Annotated in this window: 22 protein-coding genes; 12 read left to right on the plus strand and 10 right to left on the minus strand. The window is 69.1% G+C overall.

Annotation, left to right across the window (positions count from 1 at the left end; translation table 11 throughout):
• The first annotated feature begins 59 nt into the window (after positions 1-59).
• Positions 60-2000, plus strand: a complete 1941-nt coding sequence (locus ACIBTM_RS30515) for a transglycosylase domain-containing protein (RefSeq protein ID WP_395880593.1) — start codon at positions 60-62, stop codon at positions 1998-2000.
• A gap of 366 nt (positions 2001-2366) precedes the next feature.
• Here ACIBTM_RS30515 and ACIBTM_RS30520 read toward each other — a convergent pair whose 3' ends face one another.
• Positions 2367-3023 (minus strand): O-methyltransferase, encoded by a 657-nt coding sequence (locus ACIBTM_RS30520; RefSeq protein WP_395880594.1) that lies wholly within the window; start codon positions 3021-3023, stop codon positions 2367-2369.
• Positions 3024-3055: 32 nt separating this feature from the next.
• Entirely contained in the window at positions 3056-3883 is an 828-nt protein-coding gene (locus tag ACIBTM_RS30525; RefSeq protein WP_395880595.1) for an ABC transporter ATP-binding protein, read from the minus strand.
• Positions 3884-4012: 129 nt separating this feature from the next.
• On the opposite strand from ACIBTM_RS30525, the gene ACIBTM_RS30530 reads away from it, so the two are divergent.
• Positions 4013-5329, plus strand: coding sequence for a PLP-dependent aminotransferase family protein (locus ACIBTM_RS30530; protein ID WP_395880596.1), 1317 nt, complete (start codon positions 4013-4015; stop codon positions 5327-5329).
• Between the two features lie 9 nt (positions 5330-5338).
• Here the strand turns inward: ACIBTM_RS30530 and ACIBTM_RS30535 are convergent, their stop codons facing one another.
• The 3 genes from ACIBTM_RS30535 to ACIBTM_RS30545 all read right to left on the minus strand — a co-directional run bounded on the left by ACIBTM_RS30535 (position 5339) and on the right by ACIBTM_RS30545 (position 9520).
• Positions 5339-7156 (minus strand): hypothetical protein, encoded by a 1818-nt coding sequence (locus ACIBTM_RS30535; RefSeq protein WP_395880597.1) that lies wholly within the window; start codon positions 7154-7156, stop codon positions 5339-5341.
• A gap of 113 nt (positions 7157-7269) precedes the next feature.
• Positions 7270-9243, minus strand: a complete 1974-nt coding sequence (locus tag ACIBTM_RS30540; RefSeq protein ID WP_395880598.1) for an SDR family oxidoreductase — start codon at positions 9241-9243, stop codon at positions 7270-7272.
• 58 nt (positions 9244-9301) lie between these two features.
• Positions 9302-9520 carry a hypothetical protein gene (locus ACIBTM_RS30545; protein WP_039922712.1) on the minus strand — a complete coding sequence of 73 codons (219 nt, stop codon included), beginning with the start codon at positions 9518-9520 and terminating at the stop codon, positions 9302-9304.
• Positions 9521-9715: 195 nt separating this feature from the next.
• On the opposite strand from ACIBTM_RS30545, the gene ACIBTM_RS30550 reads away from it, so the two are divergent.
• Entirely contained in the window at positions 9716-10939 is a 1224-nt protein-coding gene (locus ACIBTM_RS30550) for an NAD(P)/FAD-dependent oxidoreductase (protein ID WP_395880599.1), read from the plus strand.
• Between the two features lie 77 nt (positions 10940-11016).
• Here the strand turns inward: ACIBTM_RS30550 and ACIBTM_RS30555 are convergent, their stop codons facing one another.
• Entirely contained in the window at positions 11017-12261 is a 1245-nt protein-coding gene (locus ACIBTM_RS30555) for a Bcr/CflA family multidrug efflux MFS transporter (protein ID WP_395880600.1), read from the minus strand.
• A 231-nt stretch (positions 12262-12492) separates the two neighbouring features.
• On the opposite strand from ACIBTM_RS30555, the gene ACIBTM_RS30560 reads away from it, so the two are divergent.
• From ACIBTM_RS30560 to ACIBTM_RS30585, 6 genes are read left to right on the plus strand one after another with little or no spacing between them, the layout of a single operon-like run.
• A complete protein-coding gene (locus ACIBTM_RS30560) occupies positions 12493-13353 on the plus strand; it encodes a fumarylacetoacetate hydrolase family protein (RefSeq protein ID WP_395880601.1) in 861 nt (286 codons plus the stop codon).
• Entirely contained in the window at positions 13353-14654 is a 1302-nt protein-coding gene (locus ACIBTM_RS30565) for an enolase C-terminal domain-like protein (protein WP_395880602.1), read from the plus strand. Before ACIBTM_RS30560 ends, ACIBTM_RS30565 begins: the two co-directional genes overlap by 1 nt.
• Positions 14651-15409, plus strand: a complete 759-nt coding sequence (locus tag ACIBTM_RS30570) for an SDR family NAD(P)-dependent oxidoreductase (protein ID WP_395880603.1) — start codon at positions 14651-14653, stop codon at positions 15407-15409. Before ACIBTM_RS30565 ends, ACIBTM_RS30570 begins: the two co-directional genes overlap by 4 nt.
• 26 nt (positions 15410-15435) lie before the next feature.
• The gene (locus ACIBTM_RS30575; RefSeq protein WP_395880604.1) at positions 15436-16479 is read left to right on the plus strand and encodes a sugar ABC transporter substrate-binding protein; all 1044 of its coding nucleotides are present in this window, start codon (positions 15436-15438) and stop codon (positions 16477-16479) included.
• The gene (locus ACIBTM_RS30580) at positions 16476-17996 is read left to right on the plus strand and encodes a sugar ABC transporter ATP-binding protein (protein ID WP_395880605.1); all 1521 of its coding nucleotides are present in this window, start codon (positions 16476-16478) and stop codon (positions 17994-17996) included. Before ACIBTM_RS30575 ends, ACIBTM_RS30580 begins: the two co-directional genes overlap by 4 nt.
• On the plus strand, positions 17993-19009 hold the full coding sequence (locus ACIBTM_RS30585) for an ABC transporter permease (protein ID WP_350583577.1): 1017 nt from the start codon (positions 17993-17995) through the stop codon (positions 19007-19009). Before ACIBTM_RS30580 ends, ACIBTM_RS30585 begins: the two co-directional genes overlap by 4 nt.
• 118 nt (positions 19010-19127) lie before the next feature.
• On the opposite strand, the gene ACIBTM_RS30590 is transcribed toward ACIBTM_RS30585, so the two are convergent.
• The gene (locus tag ACIBTM_RS30590; protein WP_395880606.1) at positions 19128-19838 is read right to left on the minus strand and encodes a FadR/GntR family transcriptional regulator; all 711 of its coding nucleotides are present in this window, start codon (positions 19836-19838) and stop codon (positions 19128-19130) included.
• A 106-nt stretch (positions 19839-19944) separates the two neighbouring features.
• On the opposite strand from ACIBTM_RS30590, the gene ACIBTM_RS30595 reads away from it, so the two are divergent.
• Genes ACIBTM_RS30595 through ACIBTM_RS30605 form a run of 3 tightly spaced genes read left to right on the plus strand, consistent with a single transcriptional unit; the run spans position 19945 to position 22033 of the window.
• Entirely contained in the window at positions 19945-20247 is a 303-nt protein-coding gene (locus ACIBTM_RS30595; protein ID WP_395880689.1) for an L-rhamnose mutarotase, read from the plus strand.
• The gene (locus ACIBTM_RS30600; protein WP_395880608.1) at positions 20244-21212 is read left to right on the plus strand and encodes an aldo/keto reductase; all 969 of its coding nucleotides are present in this window, start codon (positions 20244-20246) and stop codon (positions 21210-21212) included. The genes ACIBTM_RS30595 and ACIBTM_RS30600 overlap by 4 nt, the downstream gene beginning before the upstream one ends.
• Positions 21209-22033, plus strand: coding sequence for an amidohydrolase family protein (locus tag ACIBTM_RS30605; RefSeq protein ID WP_395880609.1), 825 nt, complete (start codon positions 21209-21211; stop codon positions 22031-22033). Before ACIBTM_RS30600 ends, ACIBTM_RS30605 begins: the two co-directional genes overlap by 4 nt.
• Before the next feature lie 109 nt (positions 22034-22142).
• On the opposite strand, the gene shbA is transcribed toward ACIBTM_RS30605, so the two are convergent.
• The 3 genes from shbA to ACIBTM_RS30620 all read right to left on the minus strand — a co-directional run bounded on the left by shbA (position 22143) and on the right by ACIBTM_RS30620 (position 23702).
• Positions 22143-22799 carry an RNA polymerase sigma factor ShbA gene (gene shbA, locus ACIBTM_RS30610; RefSeq protein ID WP_395880610.1) on the minus strand — a complete coding sequence of 219 codons (657 nt, stop codon included), beginning with the start codon at positions 22797-22799 and terminating at the stop codon, positions 22143-22145.
• Between the two features lie 250 nt (positions 22800-23049).
• Positions 23050-23352 carry a DUF202 domain-containing protein gene (locus tag ACIBTM_RS30615; RefSeq protein ID WP_395880611.1) on the minus strand — a complete coding sequence of 101 codons (303 nt, stop codon included), beginning with the start codon at positions 23350-23352 and terminating at the stop codon, positions 23050-23052.
• Positions 23349-23702 (minus strand): YidH family protein, encoded by a 354-nt coding sequence (locus ACIBTM_RS30620; protein WP_395880612.1) that lies wholly within the window; start codon positions 23700-23702, stop codon positions 23349-23351. Before ACIBTM_RS30620 ends, ACIBTM_RS30615 begins: the two co-directional genes overlap by 4 nt.
• Positions 23703-23710: the final 8 nt, after the last annotated feature.

Consider the following 23710-nt stretch of genomic DNA (forward strand, 5'->3'; position numbering starts at 1 on the left):
GGGACACGATTCGGTGATTTTCCCACAACCTTTTCACTCGTTCGGGCGTCTAACCTGGCGTGGAGAACCCGGATGAGGCAGACGCACCCGAGTCGGAGACCACGGCCACTCCCGAGCCGAAACGGAAGAAGCGCAGGTGGCGGCGGATCGCGGCCTGGACGCTCGGCCTGCTGATCGGCATCCCGGTCGTCGCGTTCGGGCTCGCGTACGTCCTGCTCGACGTCCGCAGCCCGCAAGAGGTCCTCGCCGACCTCGACAAGACCGTCATCCTGCAGAACGCCGACGGTTCCGAACTGCTCAAGGTGGTCCCGCCCGGCGGCGACCGGCTGTTCGTGCCCTACGACGCCGTCCCCGCGAAACTGCGCGACGCGATCGTCGCGACCGAGGACCCGACCTTCTGGGACAACGAAGGTTTCGACCTCACCGGACTCGGCCGCGCGCTGGTGACCGGCGTCGGCGGCGGCTCGGGGATCACCCAGCAGTACATCAAGAAGTCCACCGGCAACGAGGACGCCACCCTCACCCGGAAATTCTCCGAACTCGTGCTCGCCACGAAGATCACCCAGCAGCAGACCAAGAAGGAGATCTTCTCCAGCTACGTCAACATCATCTCGTTCGGCCGCGGCACCTACGGTCCGGCCTCGGCGATGAACGCCTACTTCGGCCGCAAACTCGACGACTCGATGACCTGGAGCGAGGCGGCCTTCCTCGCGGGCATGATCCAGTCGCCTTCGGTGCACGACCCGTACGCCTCCAGCCACGAGCACGCGATGAAGCGCTGGTCCTACGTGGTGAACAAACTGGTCGCCCGCGGTTACGTCGGTCAGGCCGAAGCGGCCGCCATGACCTACCCGGAGGACGCGATCCAGGCGCCGTCGGAGACCCGCGCCGGTCGCGTCACCTACGAGCAGTACCACATCAAGCAGCAGGTCCTCGCCGAACTCGAACAGGTCGGCTACCCGCTCGACCGGCTCCGCGGCGGCGCGATGAAGGTCGAGACGACCATCGATCCGCGTGCCCAGGCCGAAGCCGAGAAGGCGGTCAAGGAGCGTTTGCGGGGACAGCCGGAGCACTTCCGCGCGTCGCTGGTCGCCGTCGAACCCGGGACGGGCGCCATCCGCGCCTACAACGGCGGTGGCTGGAGCGTGCACGACTACGCGGGTACCCCGTACGGCACCGGCTCGACGTTCCAGCCGTTCATCCTCGCCGCGGGCCTCGAACGGGGGGTGAACGTGGACGAGCCGCTGAAGGCGCCCGCGTCGGTCGACTTCCTCGGAGAGACCTTCGAATTCCAGGACCAGTGCGGCGAAACCGGGAAGTGCACGCTGCGCGAGGCGATGGGGCGGGGCGCTCCGGGCCCGTTCGTCGACCTGGCGAAGAAGCTCGGCGCCGAAACGGTCCGCGACGGCGCCCGCGCGGCCGGGATCCCCGAGTCCGTCGACGGCGCGGTGACCCTGCGCGAGAAGGACGGGTTCCTGATCGGGCCGGGGATCGCGGTCGGCCGGTATCCCTTACGCCCCAGCGACATGGCCGGTGCCTACGCGACCTTCGCCGCCGACGGCATGCGCGCCACCCCGCATCTGGTGTCGAAGATCCGGGACGAGAACGGCGAAGTCGTGTGGGAACGGCCGTCGGACAAGACGCCCGCGTTCCAGGGTGACGAGGCGCTGAGCCGCCGGATCGCGGGCACGATGAGCCAGGTGCTGGCCACCGGCCTGAAGGATCGTCCGGCGGCGCTGAAGACCGGCGACTTCCAGTTCAACGAGACGGACGACAACGCCGGCGGCTGGGCGGTCGGGTACACGCCGCAGCTCGCGGCCGCGGTCTGGGTCGGCTCCGACGAGCCGCGCCGGATGCGGGACGCCGCCGGGGAGAAACTGACCGGCAGGACACTCCCGGCGGATATGTGGCAGCGCTTCATGAACGGTGTCCACAAGGGACAGCCCGTGCGGTGGCCGGACGGCTCCGGCCCGCGGCCCGCCACGACGGCGCCGCGGTGAGGCATCGGTCCTGAAGGCGGTCGTGAGTGTTGTGGGTCGTTCTAGCTGAAATGTCACAAGTCTGTACATGATGGCCCCCTTCCTGTACTTAGGCGCAAGGATGGGGGCCTTCATGTACTGGGCATGGTGTGAAGGTCGAGTTTCCTCGGCTGAGCCGAGGCAAGGAGGCCTTCACGGACTTGGCCCGCGATCAGCCGCACCCAAAATCCAGTAGGTACCTAAGACACCCTTGGCTCTAGCCTGAAACGCCACTCACGAGCCGGGTTGTACATGATGGCCCCCTTCCTGTACCTAGGCGCAAGGATGGGGGCCTTCATGTACTGGGGAAGGTGTGAAGGTCGAGTTTCCTCGGCTAAGCGATGTCCGTCAGGGCTTCACGAGCACGACGGTCAGCCCGTCGTAGCCCTTGCTGCCGACCGTCTGGATCGCCGTCGCGTCGACACGGGGTTCGGCGGCGATCATCTCGTGCAGCCGCCTGATCCCTTGGATGTTCGGGTCTTCGCTGGCGGCGTCGGTCACCGCGCCACCGCGGACGACGTTGTCGACCACGATCACCCCACCGGGCCGGACGAGCTTCAGCGACGCCTCGAAGTAGGCCGGGTTGTTGGCCTTGTCGGCGTCGATGAACGCCAGATCGATCGGGCCCTCGACCGACGGCAGCAGGTCCAGCGCCTTGCCGACCCGGACGTCGACCAGCCCGCCGAGCCCGGCCGCTTCGATGTTCCCGCGCGCGACCTCGGCGTGCTTCGGGTCGTATTCGAGGGTGACGAGCCTGCCCTGCGGCGGCAGGGCGCGGGCGAGCCAGATCGTGCTGTACCCGCCGAGCGTGCCGATCTCCAGGATGGACCGGGCGCCGATCATCCTCGCCATCAGGTTGAGCAGTTTGCCCTGATTCGGCGCGACGGCGATCGACGGCAGACCGGCCTCGTCCGACGCCTTCCGTGCGCCTTCGAGGGCGGGATCGGACGGGACTAGCACCCCGGACAGATAGTCGTCCACTTCGGACCACAGTTGCTGTGACATGGCACCTCCGCCGCCAACCTACTCCGACGCGATCAGGCGGCGCGGCGTCCGGCTTTCGGGATCACCAGCGGGGTACCGGTTTCGGGGCACGGCATGACCCGGCAGGGCAGCTCGAAGATCTTCTCGACGTTCGCGGCGGTCACGACCTCTTCGGGCGCGCCGGTCGCGAGGACCTCTCCGCCACGCATCGCGATCATGTGCGTCGCGTAGCGGGCGGCGTGGTTGAGGTCGTGCAGCACCGCGACCAGCGTCCGGCCCTGCTCCTGGTGCAGTTCCGCGCACAGGTCGAGGATGTCCATCTGGTGCGCGATGTCCAGATAGGTCGTCGGCTCGTCGAGCAGCAGGAGATCGGTCTCCTGCGCGAGGGCCATCGCCATCCACACGCGCTGCCGCTGACCACCCGACAGTTCGTCGACCAGCCGCTCGGCGAGGTCGTCGACCCCGGTGGCGCGCATGGACTCCGCGACCACGGTGGCGTCCTCACGGGACCACTGGCGCAGCAGGCGCTGATGCGGGTACCGGCCGCGCGCGACGAGGTCCGCGACGGTGATGCCGTCGGGCGCGATCGAGCTCTGCGGCAGCAGGCCGAGCCGCCGGGCGACCTCCTTGGCCGGGAAGGAGCTGATCACCTGGCCGTCGAGGAACACCGAACCCCGGCGCGGTTTGAGCATCCGCGCGAGCGCGCGCAGGAGGGTCGTCTTGCCACAGGCGTTCGGCCCGACGATGACGGTGAACGACCGGTCGGGGATGACCACCCCGAGGTTTTCGGCCACCGTCCTGCCGTCGTAGGCGAGCGTCAGCGCGTCCGCGTGCAGGCGGGACGTCGTGCTCTGCTCGGTGAGGGTTTCCACGGTCTCCACGCAGGTTAGGCTAACCTAGGAGCCCGCCGTTGTGGTGTTCCGTAGGTCGCAGTCGGCTCACGACGCTCGTCGATGGCATCATCCCCAGTGCAATCCCGCGAGCGGTCTCGGTGCGATCGAAGGAACGGCATGGAGGACTACCGGATAGTCGCGGACGAGATCTCCGCCGACGTCGAGGCCGGCAGGCTGCGTCCTGGCGACCGGCTGCCCCCGCAACGGCGCTTCGCCAGGGAACGCGGGATCGCGAACTCGACGGCCGCGAGGGTCTACGGCGAACTCGTCCGGAGGGGTGTCGTGGTCGGCGAGGTCGGCCGGGGCACGTTCGTCCGCGCCGGGCGGCCGCCGCTGGAGACCGCGCTCGCCGAACCGGGTGGTGCGACGGTCGACCTCGAACTCAACTTCGCCGTCCTCCCGGAACAGTCGGCGCTGGTCGCGAAGGCACTGGAGCCGTTACTGCGTGACGACGTCCTGACGGCGGCGCTGCGGCCGGGAAGCGTCTCGGGCTCGAAGCAGTCGCGTGACGCCGTCGCCGGGCTGATCGCGAAGGAGGGCTGGCAGCCGGAGATCCTCTTCGCCGGAAGCGGGCGCCAGGCCATCGCGGCCGCCATCGCCGCCTTCGTGCCGATGGGGGAACGGCTCGCCGTCGAAGCCATCACCTACCCCGTGGTCAAGGCACTCGCCGGGCGGCTCGGCGTCCAGCTGGTGCCCATCGAGACCGACGACCGGGGGCTCATTCCCGGGGCGCTCGAAGCCGCGTCCGTTCGCGCACTGTACGTCCAGCCGACGCTGCACAACCCACTCGGGTCCACAATGGACGAAGCGCGCCGTGCCGAGCTGGCGGAAACCGTGCGCCGGATGGACATCCCGGTGATCGAGGACGGGATCTACACCTTCCTCCGGCCCGAGGTCCGTCCGTTCGCGGCGTACGCGCCGGAACGCACGGTGTTCACCGACAGCATGTCCAAACGGCTCGCCCCCGGCCTCACCACCGGATTCCTCGCGGTCCCGCCGGAATGGACGGAACGGCTGGCCGCGGCCGTGCGTTCGGGCGGCTGGGTCGCGCCCCGGCTCGCCGTCGAAGCCGCCACCCGCTGGATTACCGGCGGCACACTGGAAACCGTCGAACGGGCGAAACGCCTCGACGCCGCGGAACGCCAGCGGATGACGGCGGAGCGGCTGGCCGGGTTCACCTTGCGCGCCGATCCGCGGGCGTACCACTGCTGGTGGGAACTCCCCGAACACTGGCGCGCCGAGACCTTCGTCGCCGCGGCCGCGCGACGCGGGATCGCGGTCACCCCGGCCGCCGCGTTCGCCGTCGTCCCCGGTCACGCCCCGAATGCGGTGCGGCTCGCCGTCTCGTCGCCGCCGCTCGAAACGCTCGGGGCCGCTTTGGACGTCCTCGCCGGTCTCGCTTCCGGTCGCCCCGAGGACGCCGGCGTCGACTGACCCCACGCGTCAGGGGCGGGGCGCCCACTTGCCGATGAAACTGCCGCAGGTGACGGTCTGCCCGGTGAGCCGCGACCGCAGCGCGTTCTCCAGCCCGAGGTAGTCGAAGATCGGGGCGTCCGCCGCGACCTGTGCGGGCACCGGACCGCCCTTGGCCAGCGCGGGCATGCTCACGGTCTGGAACAGCACCAGGTAGTCGCCGTCGCGGTTGAGCCCGTCGGCCGTCGCGAGCATGCGTTCCGGGGCGTCGGCGACGATCTCCAGCGGCAGCGGCCATTCCAGCGGGAACGGGTTGCGCAGGCCGAAGGCGGGATAGGAGAACGGGTTGTCGGGCAGGACGGCCGTGCGCCCGGCGGGGAAGCGCGTGACGCAGTCCTGGATCTGGGAGACGTAGGTGAAGGTGCCGGGGTTCGTCCGGATACCGCGCATCGACGGCGTCACCGTGCCGAGATCGCCTGTGAGCTTCTCGTGCGCCATGTCCAGGTACGCGGCTTCGTCGTGATGTGCGATCACGGCCCAGCCCGATGCCAGCACCGCGACCAGGCCCATCGCCGTGGCGCCCGCCAGCCCGATCCGGCGAGGCGATTCCGGTAACGGCGGCAGCGCGTCCGAAAGCAGCAGGATCGCCGTCAGCGCCAGTGTTCCGGTGAACAACGTCGGGGTGTCGTTCCCCCACGACAGGCTGGTCATGAAGCCGGTCGCGAAGACCAGCGCGCCCATTCTCGGGAGCCGCCGCGTCGCGACCCAGTTGACCAGCAGCGCGACACCGAGGATCCACCAGAGGACGTCCGCCCAGCGCGACGCGCCGGTGAAATGCCCGTCGACGACGGTGCCGACCACCACCGCCACACCCGCCAGGAGCAGCAGCCGGGCGAGGATCGCCCCGGCGAAACCGGCGCGGTCGCGGAAGATCCCGAGCAGGGCCAGGAACACTCCGGCGATCATGAAGAAGGTCAAGCCCCGCACCGGTGGTCGCAGCAGCGACGCGGGATCTTCCAGCCACAGGCCGAGAAGCCGTTCGCCGTACGCGGGCAGACCGCCGGTGAGCTGTTCGGCCATCGCGCCGAGCCCGCCGTCGAGGGTGACGATTCCGACGTAGAAGACCAGAAAAGCGCCCAGCGCCAGTAGATCCCAGGCCAGCCGCCCCCACCAGCGGCCGGTGCGGAACGCTCCCTCGCGCAGCGACGGGTGCAGCAGCAGCCAGCACAGCGCGATCAGCGGCACCGGCGCGAAACTCTGCTTGACGAACACCGAGGTGCCCAGCAGCACCAGGCCGAGCCGTCGTGGCCACGCCTTGCCGTTGCGCAGCCCCGAATCCAGCGCCCAGGCGCCGCACGCGGTCAGGAAGATCCCGTCGATCGTGTGCCACGCCATCAGCGGGAACGCGTTGAGGTTCAGCAGCGACGCGGCCGCCGTCAGCCCGGTGAGCCCCGGCCCCCAGTCACGGACGCGGCGGCGGGTGACCAGGACCGCGAACGCGATGGTCGCCAGGATGATCTCCAGCATGCTGAGCACGCTGGAGACGAAGAACAGCGGCCCCGGCACCATGAAGTCGACGATGTGCAGGTACGCCGAACCCAGCGGCCGCGCGGAGATGATGTCCGAATGCGGGACCTCTCCGTGCCGCACCCGCCATGCCTGGGCGAGGATGAAACCCTGGTCCGACGGGTGGAAACCGAAGCGTCCCACCCGGAGTTCGGTGGCGACGGCGAGCGCGAGCACCCAGGCCGCGTGCAGGGAAAGCCGCAGCACTGTCCTGGACGGACGTACCGTTGACACCCCTGCCGTGTCCGGTCCGGTCGACAGCGGGGGACTGGCGACGTCCACACTGCCCCTTCCCGGTCGTCCTGCCTCGGCCCGTGCCCGCCGACCCCACGGCGTATCGGAAACCGATGGTAGCGGCCGGGGGCGTCCCCCGATCGAGCCCCGGCGGCGGGACGTCAGGGACGGCGGCGCCAGACCAGCCGGGTGACCGCGCCCGCCACCGAGGCGAGCGGAGCCTTCCGGGGCAGGCCACGGGATTCCGGCGCGGACTCGGGCATCGCGCGATAGACGAGGTGGGCGAAGAACCGTGCCGTCCGGGGTGCGACGAGTGTCACCAGTTCGGCGGCCGTCCCTTCGGGCAGGTTCAGGATCTCCGGTCGTTTCTCCAGTGCCTTCACCACGAGCGCGGCGGCGCGTTCGGGGGAGCTCGACGGCATGCCGCGATAGGAGCCGGTCGGGGCGATCATGTCGGTGCGCACCAGCGGCATCCGGACCGAGGTGAAGGTGACGCCGTCGGAAAGCGTTTCCCGTCCGGCGGTCAGCCCGAACTCCTCCAACGCGGCCTTCGAGGCCAGGTAAGCGGAAAACCGCGGGGTGTCGGTCTGCAGTCCTTGGGTGGTCACGTTGACGACGTGACCGAAGCCGCGCGCGGTCATCGACGGCAGCAGGCCCAGCGTCAGCCGCACGGGTCCGAAGTAGTTGATCGCCATCGTGCGCTCGAAGTCGTGGAACCGTTCGGTGGACAGCGAAAGCGACCGCCGGATCGAGCGGCCCGCGTTGTTGACCAGCATGTCGACGGCGCCGTGCGCGGCGAGCACGTCCTTGACCAGAGCGTCGACGGCGCCGCCGTCGGTGAGGTCGCACGGATACGCCGACGCCTTGCCACCCGCCGCGACGATCTGCTCGCGGACCTCTTCGAGTTCGTCGGCTCGCCTGGCCACGAGGATCACTTCGCCGCCCTTCGCGGCGACGGCCAGCGCGGACGCGCGCCCGATCCCCGAGGACGCGCCGGTGATGAGGACCTTGCGGCCGTCCAGCGGTTCCGGCCCCGGACGGCGGCGGCCGCGATCGGGATCCAGGTGCGCCAGCCAGTACCGGTAGAGCGGGCCGGCGTACTCCTTCAACGGGGGCAAGGTGATCCCGCTGCCTTCGAGCGCGGCCGTGGTCGCGCTCGTGTCGAAGTCGACCTCCATGCTCAGATGCGGCAGGACCTCGAGCGGGATGCCGAGTTCCGCGAGTACCGCCGCGCGGGCGGACCGCCCGCCGGGAACCCGGTCGAATCCGGCGGCCGCGGATTTCGCCAGCCGGGTGCCGGCGCGTTTGAGCGCTCCGGACGGACGAGCGGGCAGGACGGCGGAGATCTTCGGTCCGCCCGCGGCCCGCGCGAAGGCGTTGTAGACCTCGTGCAGCGGCTGCGGCCGGGGCGACGCGAGGTGGTACGTGCTGCCACTGGGCGCGTCGGCGTGCATGAGGTGTTCCATCGCCTCGACGACGTAGTCGACCGGCACGAGGTTCGTGGCGCCGAGATCCGGGGCGGCCAGCGGGAGACGGCGGGGCAGCGCGGCGAGCCGCGAGATCGCGGGGAGGAAGTAGTACGGGCCGTCGATCTTGTCCATCTCACCGGTGCGCGAATCGCCGGCCACGGCGGACGGCCGGTACACGCGGAACGGTGTTTTCCCGTGCCGTCGCACGAGCTTCTCCGCCTCGAACTTCGTCGCGTGGTACGGCGACGCGAAACTCTGGCCGAGGTCGAAGTCGGCCTCGGTGAAGCGCCCGGAGTACTGCCCGGCGACCGCGATCGACGAGACATGGTGGAAGAGCCCGGCGTTCGCGGCGGCGGCGAACTCCAGGACATTGCGGGTGCCGTCGACGTTGGCCGCGCGGTTCGCCGCTTCGTCCGCGGTGAGGTCGTAGATCGCGCCGAGATGCACGACGTGGTCGAGGGGGCCCACGCGGGCGGGATCGATGCCCAGCGAGGGTTCGGTCAGATCGCCGGTGACGGGAACGAGCTTCTCGTGGCTCGGGAGCTTCCCGCGTGAGGTCTCCCTCACGAGAACATGGACGGCTACGGTCTCCGGTCGCCGTAGTAGGCGCGCGACCAGGCGTTTGCCCAGAAAACCCGTCGCGCCCGTCACGAAGTAGGTGGTCATGGCCGGCTCCTTCCGAACGGGGCCGACTCTACCTACTCAGAAGTAGGAACGGTAGTTGTCACTCACTGTGGTCCGGATGTTCGGCCACCGCGACCACGGCGTCGCGGAGCGCGGCGCGCAGGCGCCCCACGTCCAGCGGCCCGAGTACGGCGGCCTCCCCTGGCGGGGCGACGAGCACGATCTTGTCGCTGCTCACGAACACCGTCACGTCCCTGCGCCTGCCCGCGAGATCCCGGCAGCCGACCGACCATTCGTCCCGGGGTGCCAACGTCCTCATCCTCCCGTATCCCATGATCTCCCTTTCTCGTCCGTGGCTGGGACGAGGCGCTCTCGGGGGCGTGACGCCGGTTACCCCACATTCCTACTGATGGGTTAACCGATACCGCGTTTCGTGATCGACTTCCGCTTTCGCTAGGCCGGACGGGGAAGAACGGGAGTAGCGTCCGGGGAGGGACTGCTTGGGAGGTCATGGATGTCCGAACCCAGGAAGATCGTCATCGTCGGCGCCGGTCTCGCCGGGGCGACGGCCGCCGGGACACTGCGGGAACGCGGTTACGAGGGCGAAATCGTGCTCCTCGGCACCGACACGCATCGCCCGTACGAACTACCGCCCTTGTCCAAGGGGCTTCTGATGGGCAAGACCGACGAACCCGATTGGGTGCACGGCGAAGGTTTCTACGGTGAGAAGGACGTCGCGTTCCAGAGTGGTGTGACCGCGACCAAGATCGAGCTCGGCGCGCGGCTCGTGCACGACGACGCCGGCGGGGAACACCGCTTCGACCGGCTCGTGCTCGCGACCGGCTCCCGGCCGCGCTCGTTGCCGGTGCCCGGCGGGGATCTGCCGGGACTGCGAACCCTGCGCACCCTCGACGACGCGCTCGCCCTCCGCTCGGCGCTCAAGGACGCGCGGCGGGTGGTGATCGTCGGCGCGGGCTGGATCGGAACCGAGGCCGCGGCGGCCGCCAGGGAACACGGCGCCGAGGTGACCGTGGTCGACCAGATCGGCTCGCCGTTGCTCGCGGTACTGGGCGAGCAGGTGTCCGGCGTCTTCAAGGATCTCCACACCCAGCACGGGGTGAACTGGCGCCTGGGTGAAGGTGTCGCGGGATTCACCGGTGGCGCCGACGGGGTGACCGGTGTCCGCCTTCAGAGTGGTGACGAGCTTCCCGCCGATGTCGTGCTGGTGGCCGTCGGCGCCGCCCCGCGGGTCGACCTCGCGCACGCCGCCGGGCTGGAACTGTCCGACGACGGTGGTGTCTGCGCCGACGCCGGCCTGCGCACGGCGGCGCCCGACGTCTACGCGATCGGCGACATCGCCGCGCATTTCCACCCCCGCTACGGGAAACGCGTGCGCGTCGAGCACTGGTCGAACGCGAAATGGCAGGGCGAGCACGTCGCCGGGAACCTGCTGGGGGAGAACGAGCCGTACCTGCGGAGCCCGTACTTCTTCTCGGACCAGTACGACCTCGGGTGCGAGTACCGCGGTCTCGCCGATCCCGACACCGACGAGCTCGTGGTGCGGGGCGATCTCGCGGCGCGGGACTTCACCGCGTTCTGGCTACGGGACGGGCAGGTGGCCGCCGCGATGAACGTCAACCAGTGGGATGACGGAGACGCCTTGAAGGCCCTGGTCGAGGGACGCGCGGCGGTGACCGCGGAGCAGTTGAGGACTGCTGACCTCAACTCCCTCGTGTGACCCCTTCGGATGCTAGGAAAGGACCGTTCCTTGCAAAATTTGCAAGGAACGGTCCTTTCCTAGCGTTTGAAGGCGAGTCAGGCCGCCTGGGCGACCAAGGCCCGCGAAGGCCGCGTCATGGTCCCGAAGGCCAGCAGCGCGAGCACACCGAAGCCCGCCATCACGATCCCCATCGGGACCGCGGTGCCCGGACCGCCCAGCCCGACCAGCGGCGTCGCCAGCCCGCCGACGACGAACTGCAGCACACCCAGCAGCGCCGACGCCGAACCGGCGGATCGCGCCTGCTCGGCGAGCGCCAGCGAACTCGCGTTCGGCGCCACCATGCCGATGCTCGACACCAGGATGAACAGCGGGATCAGCAACCCGACCAGCCCGAGGTCCAGCACCGTCGCGGCCAGCACGCCGAAGCCGGCCACCGCCGCGATGACCAGGCCGACGGTCAGCAGCGTCCGCTCCGGGAACCGTCCGACGATGCGCCCGTTCAGCTGCCCGACGGCCACGATGCCGATGCCGTTGAGCCCGAACACCAGGCTGTATGCCTGCGGGCTGAGCCCGTAGACGCCCTGCAGCGCGAAGGACGAGCCGGAGATGTAGGCGAACAGGCTGCCGAACATGAGCCCGGAGGCCAGCGCGTAGCCGAGGAAGCCGCGGTCGCCGAACAGGCTCGCGTACTTCCGCAGCACCGAGCCGAACCGCGCGGGCGTGCGGCGCTCCTCGGGCAGGGGTTCCGGCAGCAGGAAGAAGACAACGGCGAGCAGGAGCGCGCCGAACACGGTCAGGCAGACGAACACGCCGCGCCACGACGTCCAGTTCAGGATCTGGCCGCCGATGATCGGCGCCAGGATCGGAGCGAGCCCGTTGACCAGCATGAGCAGCGAGAAGAACTTCGTCATCGCGGTACCGGAGTAGAGGTCCCGCACGGTCGCCCTGGCGATCACGATGCCCGCCGCGGCGCCGAAGGCCTGTACCCCGCGGGCGGCGATGAGGAGTTCGGCGGTCGGGGCGACGGCGCACAGGATCGAGCCGACCATGTAGAGCGCGAGCCCGGCCACGAGTGGTTTGCGGCGGCCGATCGCGTCGGACAGCGGTCCGAGGATCAGCTGGCCGAGGGCGAGCCCGATGATGAACGCGCTCAGCGTGAGCTGGACGGTGGCGTCCGCGGCGCGCAGTTCCCCCGCCATCTGCGGCAGAGCGGGCAGGTACATGTCGATGGACAGGGGCCCGAAGGCGGACAGGCCGCCGAGGATCAGGACGAACCGGGCGCGTCCGGTCGTGAGAGGGCGCGCGATGGTTTCTTCCACTCGCTCGGGCGCGATGGTCATGCTCTTCCTTTCCCCAGCCGAGGTTCCGCGAGGAACAACTTGCTTAGAGTAGGTAACTATTCCCGCTGTGAGTCTCGCCACCCGGACTTCGCAAGACTGATCCGATCAATTTTCCGGACAAATCCGAGTGGCCCCTAGATCTTGGCGGAGGTCGTCGGGTATACATCGGATGTCTGTTCGTTGCTGTTGGAGCCGTTGATTGTTGGCGGTTCGGCTGGAAGGGAAAATTCCGTGCAGCTGTTGCGACTCGGGGAGCCGGGAAGTGAGCGTCCGTTCGTACGTGCCGGGGACGGCACGCTGCGCGACCTCTCGGGGCTGACCGCCGACATCGATGGCAGCTTCTTCGCGGGCGACGGCGTCGCCAGGGTCGCGGCCGCGCTGGCCGCCGGCGAACTGCCCGAAGCCGGTCCTGAATTCGCGTCGGCCAGGGTGGGCGCGCCGATCGCGCGGCCCGGCAAGGTCGTCTGCATCGGCCTCAACTACCGGCAGCACGCCGAGGAGTCCGGCGCCGAGGTCCCGGCCGAGCCCGTCGTCTTCATGAAGGCCTCCGACGTCGTCGTCGGCCCGGAGGACGACGTGCTCGTGCCGCGCGGCTCGACCAAGACCGACTGGGAGGTCGAGCTCGGCGTCGTCATCGGCAAGACCGCGCGCTACCTCGAAAGCGCCGAAGAAGCCCTGGACCACGTCGCCGGCTACACCGTTTCGAACGACGTGTCCGAGCGCGAGTTCCAGCTCGAACGAGGCGGCACCTGGGACAAGGGCAAGTCGTGCGAGAACTTCAACCCGCTCGGCCCGTGGCTGGTCACCGCCGACGAGGTGGCCGACCCGCAGGACCTCGGCCTGCGGTTGTGGGTCAACGGCGAGAAGAAGCAGGACTCGTCGACCAAGGACATGATCTTCACGGTCGCCGAGATCGTGCACTACGTGAGCCAGTACATGGTGCTGCGCCCCGGGGACCTCATCAACACCGGCACCCCGCAGGGGGTCGCGCTCGGCCAGCCCGAGCCGAAGCCGTATCTGACCGAGGGCGACGTCATCGAGCTCGAAATCGACGGCCTCGGCCGCCAGCGCCAGACCGTCAGGCAGGCGTGATGGCGAAGATCGTGGGTATGGAGGTGCTCGACGTCCGGTTCCCCACCTCGCGGGAGCTGGACGGTTCGGACGCCATGAACCCGGACCCGGACTACTCGGCCGCGTACGTCGTGCTGCACACCGACGGCGGCCCGGACGGCTACGGGCTCGCCTTCACCATCGGACGCGGCAACGACGTCCAGGCCGCGGCGATCCGAGCGCTGGAAGCGCACGTCGTCGGCAGGGACGTGCCCACCGACGCGGCCGCGCTCGGCGACCTGTCGCGGGCACTGGTCGGCGACTCGCAGCTGCGCTGGCTCGGCCCGGAAAAGGGTGTCGCGCATATGGCGATCGGTGCGGTGGTCAACGCCGCCTGGGATCTCGCCGCGCGGATCGCCGGGCTCCCCGTCTGGCGTTTCGCCGCCGGGATGTCGCCGGAGGAACTGGTCTCCCTCGTCGACTTCCGTTATCTCTCCGACGCGCTGACCGAGCAGGAGGCGCTCGACATCCTTCGCGCCGCCGAGCCCGGCCGCGCCGAGCGGATCGCCCGGATCGAACGCGACGGATACCGCGCGTACAGCACTTCCCCCGGCTGGCTCGGCTATTCGGACGCGAAACTCGTCCGGCTCGCCGAACAGGCCGTCGCGGACGGCTTCGAGATGATCAAGCTGAAGGTCGGCGGGAATCTCGAGGACGACGTCCGCCGGATGAAGCTCGCCCGCGAGACCGTGGGCCGGGACATCCGGGTCGCCGTCGACGCGAACCAGCGCTGGGACGTCTCGACCGCGATCACCTGGATGACCGCGCTGGCGCCGTACGACCCGTACTGGATCGAGGAACCCACTTCGCCGGACGACGTGCTCGGGCACGCCGCGATCGCCAAGGCGCTCGCCCCGATCCGGGTGGCCACCGGCGAGCACGTCCAGAACCGCGTGGTGTTCAAGCAGCTGCTGCAGGCCGGCGCGATCTCGGTGCTGCAACTGGACGCCGCCAGGGTCGGCGGGTTCAACGAGAACCTGGCGATCCTGTTGCTGGCGGCCAAATTCGGTGTCCCGGTCTGCCCGCACGCCGGCGGGGTCGGGCTGTGCGAACTCGTCCGGCATCTGTCGATGTTCGATTTCGCGGCGGTGTCCGGCACCGACACCGACCGGTCCATCGAATGGGTCGACCATCTCCACGAGCATTTCACCGATCCGGCCGTCGTCGTCGAAGGCCGCTACGCCGCCCCGTCCGCGCCTGGCTTCTCGGCCCGGATGCACGACGCGACCCTGCGCCGGTTCACCTTCCCCGACGGTCCAGAGTGGACGGAGACAAACCAGTGAGTGAGTTCGAAGGCCTCGTCGCCGCCGTCACCGGCGGTGCCTCGGGAATCGGCAGGGCCACCGCGGACCTGCTCGCCGCACGCGGGGCGAAGGTCGCGGTGCTCGACCTGAATCCCGGCGACCTTCCCGAAGGTCTGACCGGATTCCGCTGCGATGTGGGCTCCGACAAGGAGGTCAGGTCGGCGATCGACGCGGTCGCCGACCGGTTCGGCAGGCTCGACGTCCTGGTCAACAACGCGGGCATCGGCGCACAGGGCGACGTCACCGCCAACGGTGACGACGAATGGCACCGCGTGCTCGACATCAACGTCGTCGGCATGGTGCGGCTCGCGCGAGCGGCGTTGCCGCATCTGAAGAACTCGCCGTCGGCCGCGATCGTCAACACCTGTTCGATCGCCGCGTGGGCGGGCCTGCCCAACCGCGCGCTGTACTCGGCCAGCAAGGGCGCGGTGCTCTCGCTGACCCTGGCGATGGCGACCGACCACCTCGCCGACCGGATCCGCGTCAACTGCGTCTGCCCCGGCACCGCGGACACCCCGTGGGTCGGCAGGCTGCTCGACGCCGCGGGCGATCCGGAGGCCGAACGCGCCGCGCTGGCCGCCCGGCAGCCGATGGGCAGGCTGGTCACCGCGGACGAGGTCGCGAACGCGATCGTGTACCTCGCCAGCCCGCTGTCGGCTTCGACCACCGGCACGGCGCTCGCTGTCGACGGAGGTATGTACGGGCTGCGTCCGCGCGGCCCGGTCCAGCAGTAGTTTTCGCTGTCATCAAGGAGGATGCGGTGCGTACGAGGGTGATCAAGGTGGCCGCCGCGGCCACCGCGCTCGGGCTGGCCCTGTCGGCCTGTGGGTCCACTAAGAACAATGCGCCGCAGCCCGGCGCGGGCGGGGCGCAGGGCGGCAAGGTCGGCGCGACGATCCCGTTGCTGACCTCGCCGTTCTGGCAGGCCTACAACAACTACGTACCGCTGAAGGCGAAGGAGCAGGGCGTCGACGCGCTGCCGACGGTCAACGCGGACAGCGATCCGGCGAAGCAGATCACCGACATCAACACTTTGCTCAACCAGGGGATCAAGGGCCTGGTCGTGACGCCGCTGGACTCCGCCGCCGTCGTGGCGGGCCTCAAGGCGGCGGAGAACAAGGGCGTCCCGGTGGTGGCGGTCGACGTCGCGCCGGAAGGTGGCAAGGTCGCCATGGTGGTGCGCGCGGACAACAAGGCGTACGGCACCAAGGCCTGCGAGGCGATCGGCGCGAAGGTGACGTCGGGCAAGGTCGTTCAGGTCATGGGCGACCTGGCCTCGGTCAACGGCCGCGACCGGTCCGAAGCCTTCCGCCAGTGCATGAAGACGAAGTTCCCGGGCGTCCAGGTGCTGGAGGTCGCCGCCGAATGGAAGGCGGACAAGGCTTCGTCCGGGCTGGACAGCCTGCTGACCGCGAACCCGGACATCAAGGCCGTGTACATGCAGGCGGGCGGCGTGTACCTGGCGCCGACGCAGCAGGCGCTCAAACGCAAGAACCTCTACTTCCCGGTCGGCGACCCGAAGCATGTCGTGCTGGTCAGCAACGACGGCATTCCCCAGGAGCTGGCCGCGATCCGCGCGGGCGAACTCGACGCGACCGTCTCTCAGCCCGCCGACGACTACGCCAAGTACGGCATGTACTGGATCAAGAAGGCGATGGCCGGGGAGACCTTCAAGGCGGGGCCGACCGACCACGGCAGCACCGTCGTCGAGGTCCGGGCCGGGATACTGGAAGACCAGCTCCCCGCGCCCGTCGTCACCAAGGACAACGTGGACGACAAGGCACTCTGGGGGAACAACCTGTGAGCGCGCTGCCCGCCGGATCCGCCGCCGTGCCGGTGGTCAGCGCACAGGGTGTCGGCAAACGCTACGGACCGACCGTGGCGCTGTCCGACGTCAGCCTCACCGTGCACCCCGGCGAGTCGCACGCGCTCGTCGGCCGCAACGGTGCCGGGAAATCGACGCTCGTCTCCATCCTCACCGGACTGTCCAAAACGGACACCGGACACGTCGAGTTCGGCGGCGTCCCCGCGCCGCCGTTGTCCAAGCAGGACGACTGGAAACGAGCGGTCGCCTGTGTCTACCAGCACGCGATGGTCGTCCCGCAGCTGACCGTCGCGGAGAACCTGTTCCTCAACCGCCAGTCCGGCAAGGGTTTCGCGATCGGCTGGCAGCGGTTGCGCCGTCAAGCACGCGAACTGCTCGACTCGTGGGACGTGGGGGTCGACGTCGACACCCCGGCGGGCGAGCTTTCGGTCGAGGACCGGCAGTTCGTCGAGATCGCCAGGGCGCTCTCCTACGGTGCCCGGTTCATCGTGCTCGACGAGCCGACGGCGCAGCTGGACAGCCAGGCGATCGACCGGCTCTTCGCGCGGATGCGTCAGATGCAGGCCAACGGGGTGACGTTCCTGTTCATCTCGCACCACCTCCACGAGGTGTACGAGGTCTGCCAGGCGGTCACCGTGCTGCGCGATGCCAAGCACATCCTGACCGCGCCCGTCGCGGAGGTCGGCCGTGCCGAACTGATCGACGCGATGACCGGCGAGCAGGGCGGGCTTTCCGTCCGTGACGCCTCCACACGCGAGGCCTTGGCCGCGGACGCCGACGAGGTGCTGGCCGTCGACGGGCTTTCCGGTGACGGCTTCGAGGACGTGACGTTCCGGATCCACCGCGGCGAGGTGATCGGGCTCGCGGGCAGCAACGCCAGCGGCAAGCACCAGGTCGCCGAAACCGTGTACGGACTGCGTTCGCCGTCCTCCGGCACGGTGCAGGTGGACGGGAAACCGTTGGAACCGGGCGACATCCCGGCCGCGATCCGCGCCGGGATCGGCTGTGTGCCGAGGGATCGCCATCACGAAGGACTGGTGCTGGAGCACTCCATCGCAGACAACGCCACACTGTCCATTTTGGATCGTATGGGCAAGGGCGGTCTCGCGTCACCGGGCGCCCGGTACGGCCGGGCAGCGCAGGCGTTGCGGGACTACGACATCGTCGCGGCCGACGCGGATCAGCCGGTGTCCGACCTTTCCGGTGGCAACCAGCAGAAAGTCGTCCTCGCCCGCGCGCTGGCCGGCGATCCGCGCCTGGTGGTGCTGATCAACCCGACCGCGGGTGTGGACGTCAAATCGAAGGAGGCGCTGCTCGCGGTCGTCGACCGGGTGCGCGCCGAGGGCAAGGCGGTGCTGATCGTCAGCGACGAGCTGGACGATCTTCGTCTGAGCGACCGGGTGCTGGTGCTGCGCGCCGGCGCCGTGGTCGCCGAACACCGGGCGGGCTGGTCCGACGGCGACCTGGTGGCCGACATCGAAGGAGTCGAACGGTGACCGAGCTGATGACCGATCCGAAGACTTCGACGCTCGCGGCCCCGCCGAAGCGCCGGAAGTTCCGCTGGCTGCGCGAACTCGCCCTCGTCCCGGCGCTCATCGTGGTGCTGATCATCGGAGGACTGATCAGCGACACGTTCCTGACCTTCGGCAGTATCGTCGGGATCCTGTCCGCCTCGGCCGCGCTGTCGATGGTGGTGCTCGGCGAATCGCTCGTGCTGCTGACCGGGAAATTCGACCTGTCACTGGAATCCACCATGGGCATGGCGCCCGCACTGGGTGCGATGCTGGTCATCCCGGTGGCTTCTTCGGGTTTCGGCACCGAGATCCCCGGTTTCGCGGGCATCCTCGCCGTGCTGGTGGCCGGTGCCGCGGTGGGCTTCGTGAACGGTTTCCTGATCGTCAAACTGAAGCTGAACGCCTTCATCGTCACGCTGGCGATGCTGACGGTGCTGCGCGGCACGCAGATCGGCTCCACCCAGGGGAAGACGCTCTTCGACCAGCTGGACGTGTTCACCGCGCTGGCCACGACGACGTTCATCGGGCTGCCGATGTCGGTGTGGCTGGCCGCGGCGCTGTTCACCGCGTTCGGGCTGGGGCTGCGGTATCACCGGATCGGCCGGTCGCTGTACGCCATCGGGGGCAACCGGGAAGCCGCGCGGGCCGCCGGTATCCGCGTCGACCGGATCTCGTGGGGCGTCTTCGTCGTGGCCGGTGTGCTGGCGGCGCTCGGCGGGCTCGCGTACACCGGTTACGTCGGCGCGCTCGGTGCGGATCAGGGCGACGGGTTGATCCTTCAGGTGTTCGCCGCCGCGGTGATCGGCGGTGTCTCACTGGACGGCGGGAAGGGCACTCTGGTCGGGGCGCTCACCGGCGTGCTGCTGCTGCAGACCGTCACCAACCTGCTGCAGGTGGCGCAGGTGCCGCCGGAGTGGCTGAAGGCGATCTACGGCGTGATCATCCTGGTCGCGTTGATCATTTCCCGCTATGCCGGTGGGAAGGCCCAGACCTAGCCTTAGCCCCCTCACCGATGCAATGAACGGTCCTTTCCTTGCAAATTTCGCAAGGAAAGGACCGTTCCTAGCGCGCCCAGGGGCCGGATAGAGGACGTCAGAGAGGAAGAGAGCGGTGTCAGGAAGCTTCGGCGGCCGAAGTGGGGTCGTCGGCGGTGCCGAGCGCGTTGCGGAGCCATTGCTCCACCCCGGCCACGTGCACGGTGGCCCACGAACGCGCGAGCTCGGGCTCACGGGCCGCGATGGCCTCGTAGATCGCCGTGTGCTGCTCGCGGGTCTTCGCGACCGCGCCCTCCTGGGTGAGCCCGCGCCAGATGCGGGCGCGCGCGGTGGGGCCGGACAGGCTGTCCAGCAGCGAGCACAGCACCGGATTGCCGGAGCCGTCGGCGATCTTGCGGTGGAACTGCAGGTCGTTCGCGACCAGCGCCTCCACCGTCGGCGAGTCGGCCAGTTCGTCGAGAAGGCGGCCTAGTTCCGCGATGTCCTCGTCGCTCATGTGCATCGCGGCCAGCGCCGTCGCCGCCGGTTCGAGGATCCGGCGGACGGCGAGGAAGTCCAGCACGGTGTCGTCGCGGTGGAAGTCCACCACGAACGTCATCGCGTCGAGGAGGAGATTCGGTTCGAGGCTGGTGACGTACGTTCCGTCGCCCTGGCGGACGTCGAGCACGCGGATCAGGCACAACGCCTTCACCGCTTCGCGCAGCGAACTGCGGGACAGGCCGAGCCGCTGGGCCAGTTCGGCCTCCTTCGGCAGCCTGTCGCCGGGAGCAAGCTCACCGGAGATGATCATGTCCTTGATCTTGTCGATCGCGACATCGGTGACCGGCATGTTCCACCGCCCTCCCCGAAGACCTCGGATGTTTGAGTGTTAGTTGACAGAGTGCCATGTTTCGAGTGAAGGAGGCGCGGTGACCCACGGTGTCGCACTACAAAGAGTGGCGCTCCACACCCGGTTGAAGCCGGGCAAGGAAGCCGAATACGAGTCGGTCCACGCCGTGATCCCGCCTGACCTGGACGAAGCCCTGCGTGGTGCGGGCGTGCGTTCGTGGCGGATCTGGCGGGACGGTCTCGACCTGTTCCACGTGGTCGAGGTCGAGGACTACGCGAAGATGCGCGCGGTCCTGCGCGATCACCCGGCCAACATTCCCTGGCAGGCGCGGATGTCGGAGCTGCTCGACGTCGAAGACGACTACTCGGGCGGCGATTCGGGGATCGGCCTCGTTTGGGAGCTTCCGTGAAGATTCCCCTGTCCCCGCTGGGGCTCGGCTGCGCGCAGCTGGGCAATCTGTACCACGCCATCACCGACGAGACGGCCGAAGCGACCGTCCGGCAGGCGTGGGACGAAGGAATCCGGTATTTCGACACCGCTCCGCACTACGGTCTCGGGCTTTCGGAACGACGGCTGGGCGCGGCGCTTTCGGCGTATCCTCGCGAGGACTTCGTCGTTTCGACCAAGGTCGGCCGCGTGCTGGAGCCCGACCCCGGCGGCGCTTCGCGCACCGACTCGCAGGGTTTCGTTGTTCCCGCCGCGTACAAACGACGCTGGGACTTCAGCCGCGACGGGATCCTCCGGTCGCTTGAGGACAGTCTGGAGCGGCTCGGGCTCGACCGCGTCGACGTCGTCTACGTGCACGACCCCGACGAGCATTTCGAGGACACCGTCGACGGCGCCTTCCCCGCGCTGCTCGAATTGCGGGAGCAGGGTGTCGTCGACGCCATCGGGGCCGGGATGAACCAGGCGCCGATGCTCGCGGAGTTCGTCCGCCGGTTCGATCTCGACGTGATCCTGCTGGCGGGCCGGTACACCCTGCTCAACCAGTCCGCTCTCGACGATCTCCTGCCGCTGTGCGCGGAACGCGGGGTGGACGTGGTGGCGGGCGGTGCGTTCAACGCCGGGATCCTCGCCACCGCGTCGCCGGGCACGATGTACGACTACGCCGAGGCTCCCGCCGGACTGGTCGAGCGGGCCCAGCGGATCGCCGACGTCTGCGCGCGGCACGGTGTCGAACTCCCGCAAGCCGCTTTGGCGCTGCCCGCCGCGCATCCGTCGGTGGTGTCCGTCGTCGTCGGCGCGCACGATCCCGGCCAGGTCCGGATCAACGCCGAGCGTTTCCGGCGCCCGGTACCGCGCGAGTTGTGGACGGACCTGATCCGTGCGGGACTGTTGCGTGAGGACACCGTGCTGAGGGAGGGACAGTCGTGATCGACGCGCACCACCACCTTTGGGACCCGTCGCGACGGGACTACCCGTGGATGACCGGCACGGCCCTGGAACCGATCCGCCGTCCGTACACAGTGGACGACCTCCGCACGGTGACGAAGGCGGCGGGGGTGAAGGGGACCGTGCTGGTGCAGACGGTGTCGTCGGAAGAGGAGACGCGCGAATTCCTCGCGGCGGCTCAGACCGAACCGCTGATCGCCGGCGTCGTCGGCTGGACCGACCTCACCGCCCCCGGCGTCGCCGAGCGCGTGGCCTCGTTTTCCGGGCCACTGGTGGGAATCCGGCACCAGGTGGAGGATGAGCCGGATCCGTCGTGGCTGACCGGACCCGACGTCCTGCGTGGTCTCGCCGCTCTCGGCGAGGCCGGGCTCGCGTACGACCTGCTGGTGAAGCCGCCCCAGCTTCCCGCGGCCCTCGCCGTCGCGAAAGCGTTGCCGGACCAGGTTTTCGTACTTGACCACGCCGCGAAGCCGCCGATCGCCTCGGGCGAATGGCAGCCGTGGGCGGACGGTGTCGCGGCCTTGGGGGAGCTGGACAACGTGTACTGCAAGCTTTCGGGGCTGGTGACCGAGGCGGACTGGGCGCGGTGGAAGGTCGGTCAGCTGGCGCGCTGGGCCGAGCACGTGCTGGAGTCGTTCGGGGCTGCACGGCTGATGTTCGGCTCCGACTGGCCGGTCTGCGAACTCGCGGCCGCGTACGAGGTCGTCGTGGACACGGCGTTTTCGCTGACGGGCTCGCTGAGCGACGCCGAGCGGCTGGAGTTCTTCGACGGGACGGCGCGGCGGGCCTATCGACTTTCGTGAGATATGACAAAACCCCGGCCGGAAACCGGGGGAAAGAAGAAAGTGGGCGGCGCGGGGTCCGGGCGCCTGAGAACCGCCGATCGACGACCTGCGGCAGGGGGAAGAAAGCTCAGAACTCGTCCTGATTGACCATCGTCCGCAGGCGGGCCAGTGCGCGGTGCTGCGTCACACGCACGTTGCCGGCGGAGATCCCGAGTGCCTCGGCGGTTTCGGCGGCGGACAGGCCGACGGCGATGCGGAGGGCGAGGATCTCCTGCTGCACCCGCGGAAGGGTGGCGAGCAGACGGTTGAGCCGGGCACCGAGGTCCAGGTGCAGGGCGTGGGTTTCGGGTTCGTTGTCACCGATGGGCCGCTCCGGCAGTTCCGGTACCGGTTCCGACCGGTCACGGGAGACCGCGCGGTAGGCGTCGGCGACCTTGTTGGCGGCGATGGCGTGCACGAGATAGAGGAACGAGCCGCCGCGATCCTGGTAGCCGGGCAGCGCCTTCAGCACCGCCATGCACACTTCCTGCGCGACGTCGTCCGCCGACAGGTAGGACAGGTCGCGGCCACCCATTCTGGCGCGGCAGTACCGGACCACGACGGGGCCGATCATCCGCAGCAGGGACTGGATCGCGGCGGGATTCCCGTCGCCCGCGTCCTTGACGAGGGGATCGAGGTCCTCCTTCGTCAGCCGTCCGCCCGGTCGAGGCAGGTTCTCCGGAGTCGTGTATCCGGGGACCGCATCGGGGGTGACGGTTCCGGACGCGCGTGAAGTTGCTTGCATGGTCGTCCTCCCCGGCCGACCCTGCGACCGTCGCTGTCGAGGGGTCAACACTCCGTAACGATTGAGGGCGGCAGATGCTCCGTAAGATCAGATTCATCTACCGCCGTTGCGACGCAGCGTAATCGTAGGCGGCGATCGGACGGCAGTAAAGATTTCAACTAGAGATAGCCCATTCGCCGGAGCCTGCTTAATACAACCGAGACTCTGCGTCGCGAAAAGGGGCTTCGCTGTCGCTGGATGTGCGCGGGACTTAGCGCACCGCGATCAGCGCGGCCGCTGTCGCTACGACGAGTGCCGACGTTGTGACAGCAAGGATCGGGTTAAGAGGTTTCGGGATTTCCGGACGGCGCAGCGCTCGTTCACGGATCGCGCCGACGGCGGCCAAAGTGATCACCATGGCCCCCGCGAACGCGACCGGGATGATCGCCGTTCCCCAGCCTCGCCGGGCCGCGGTGTGCAAGAGCAGGAGTGTGCAGGCAGTAGCCGCGAGCGCGGTCCGGCGCCACGCCAGTCCGGTGCGTTCCGCTTGCGCTCCGTGATCGGCCGGGTTCACGAGAACACCACCAGTGCCGCCGCGGTCAGGGTGATCATGAGGATCCCGGCGGTCAGCAGGAGCAGCATCCCGCTCTTCGGCAGCGGCCGTCCCGTGCGCATCGCGGTCTGTACGCGCCGCCAGCGCGGGTACGCGCTCGCCGCGAGGACGGCGGCCAGCACGACGCACAGCCCCGCCAGTACGGTGCTCAGCGCGCTCGGGTCGGGAACCAGCTGATGGACGGCGACGCCGCCGGCCAGGAGGCCCAGTGCCGTCCGGAGCCAAGCGAGGAAGGTCCGTTCGTTGGCGAGCGTGAATCGGTAATCGGGTTCCGAGCCGCCATCGTCGTGCGGGCCGTTGATCTCTGCCACGGGTCGAG

Origin of the sequence: Amycolatopsis sp. NPDC049868, assembly GCF_044461365.1 — a bacterium.
Lineage (GTDB): Bacteria > Actinomycetota > Actinomycetes > Mycobacteriales > Pseudonocardiaceae > Amycolatopsis.

Bases quoted from the DNA above. Each gene is read 5' to 3' on its own strand.
- ACIBTM_RS30520 (WP_395880594.1), bottom strand. From the start codon at position 3,023: ATGTCACAGCAACTGTGGTCCGAAGTGGACGACTATCTGTCCGGGGTG.
- ACIBTM_RS30530 (WP_395880596.1), top strand. From the start codon at position 4,013: ATGGAGGACTACCGGATAGTCGCGGACGAGATCTCCGCCGACGTCGAG.
- ACIBTM_RS30540 (WP_395880598.1), bottom strand. From the start codon at position 9,243: ATGACCACCTACTTCGTGACGGGCGCGACGGGTTTTCTGGGCAAACGC.
- ACIBTM_RS30545 (WP_039922712.1), bottom strand. From the start codon at position 9,520: ATGAGGACGTTGGCACCCCGGGACGAATGGTCGGTCGGCTGCCGGGAT.
- ACIBTM_RS30550 (WP_395880599.1), top strand. From the start codon at position 9,716: ATGTCCGAACCCAGGAAGATCGTCATCGTCGGCGCCGGTCTCGCCGGG.
- ACIBTM_RS30555 (WP_395880600.1), bottom strand. From the start codon at position 12,261: ATGACCATCGCGCCCGAGCGAGTGGAAGAAACCATCGCGCGCCCTCTC.
- ACIBTM_RS30565 (WP_395880602.1), top strand. From the start codon at position 13,353: ATGGCGAAGATCGTGGGTATGGAGGTGCTCGACGTCCGGTTCCCCACC.
- ACIBTM_RS30590 (WP_395880606.1), bottom strand. From the start codon at position 19,838: ATGCCGGTCACCGATGTCGCGATCGACAAGATCAAGGACATGATCATC.
- shbA (WP_395880610.1), bottom strand. From the start codon at position 22,799: ATGCAAGCAACTTCACGCGCGTCCGGAACCGTCACCCCCGATGCGGTC.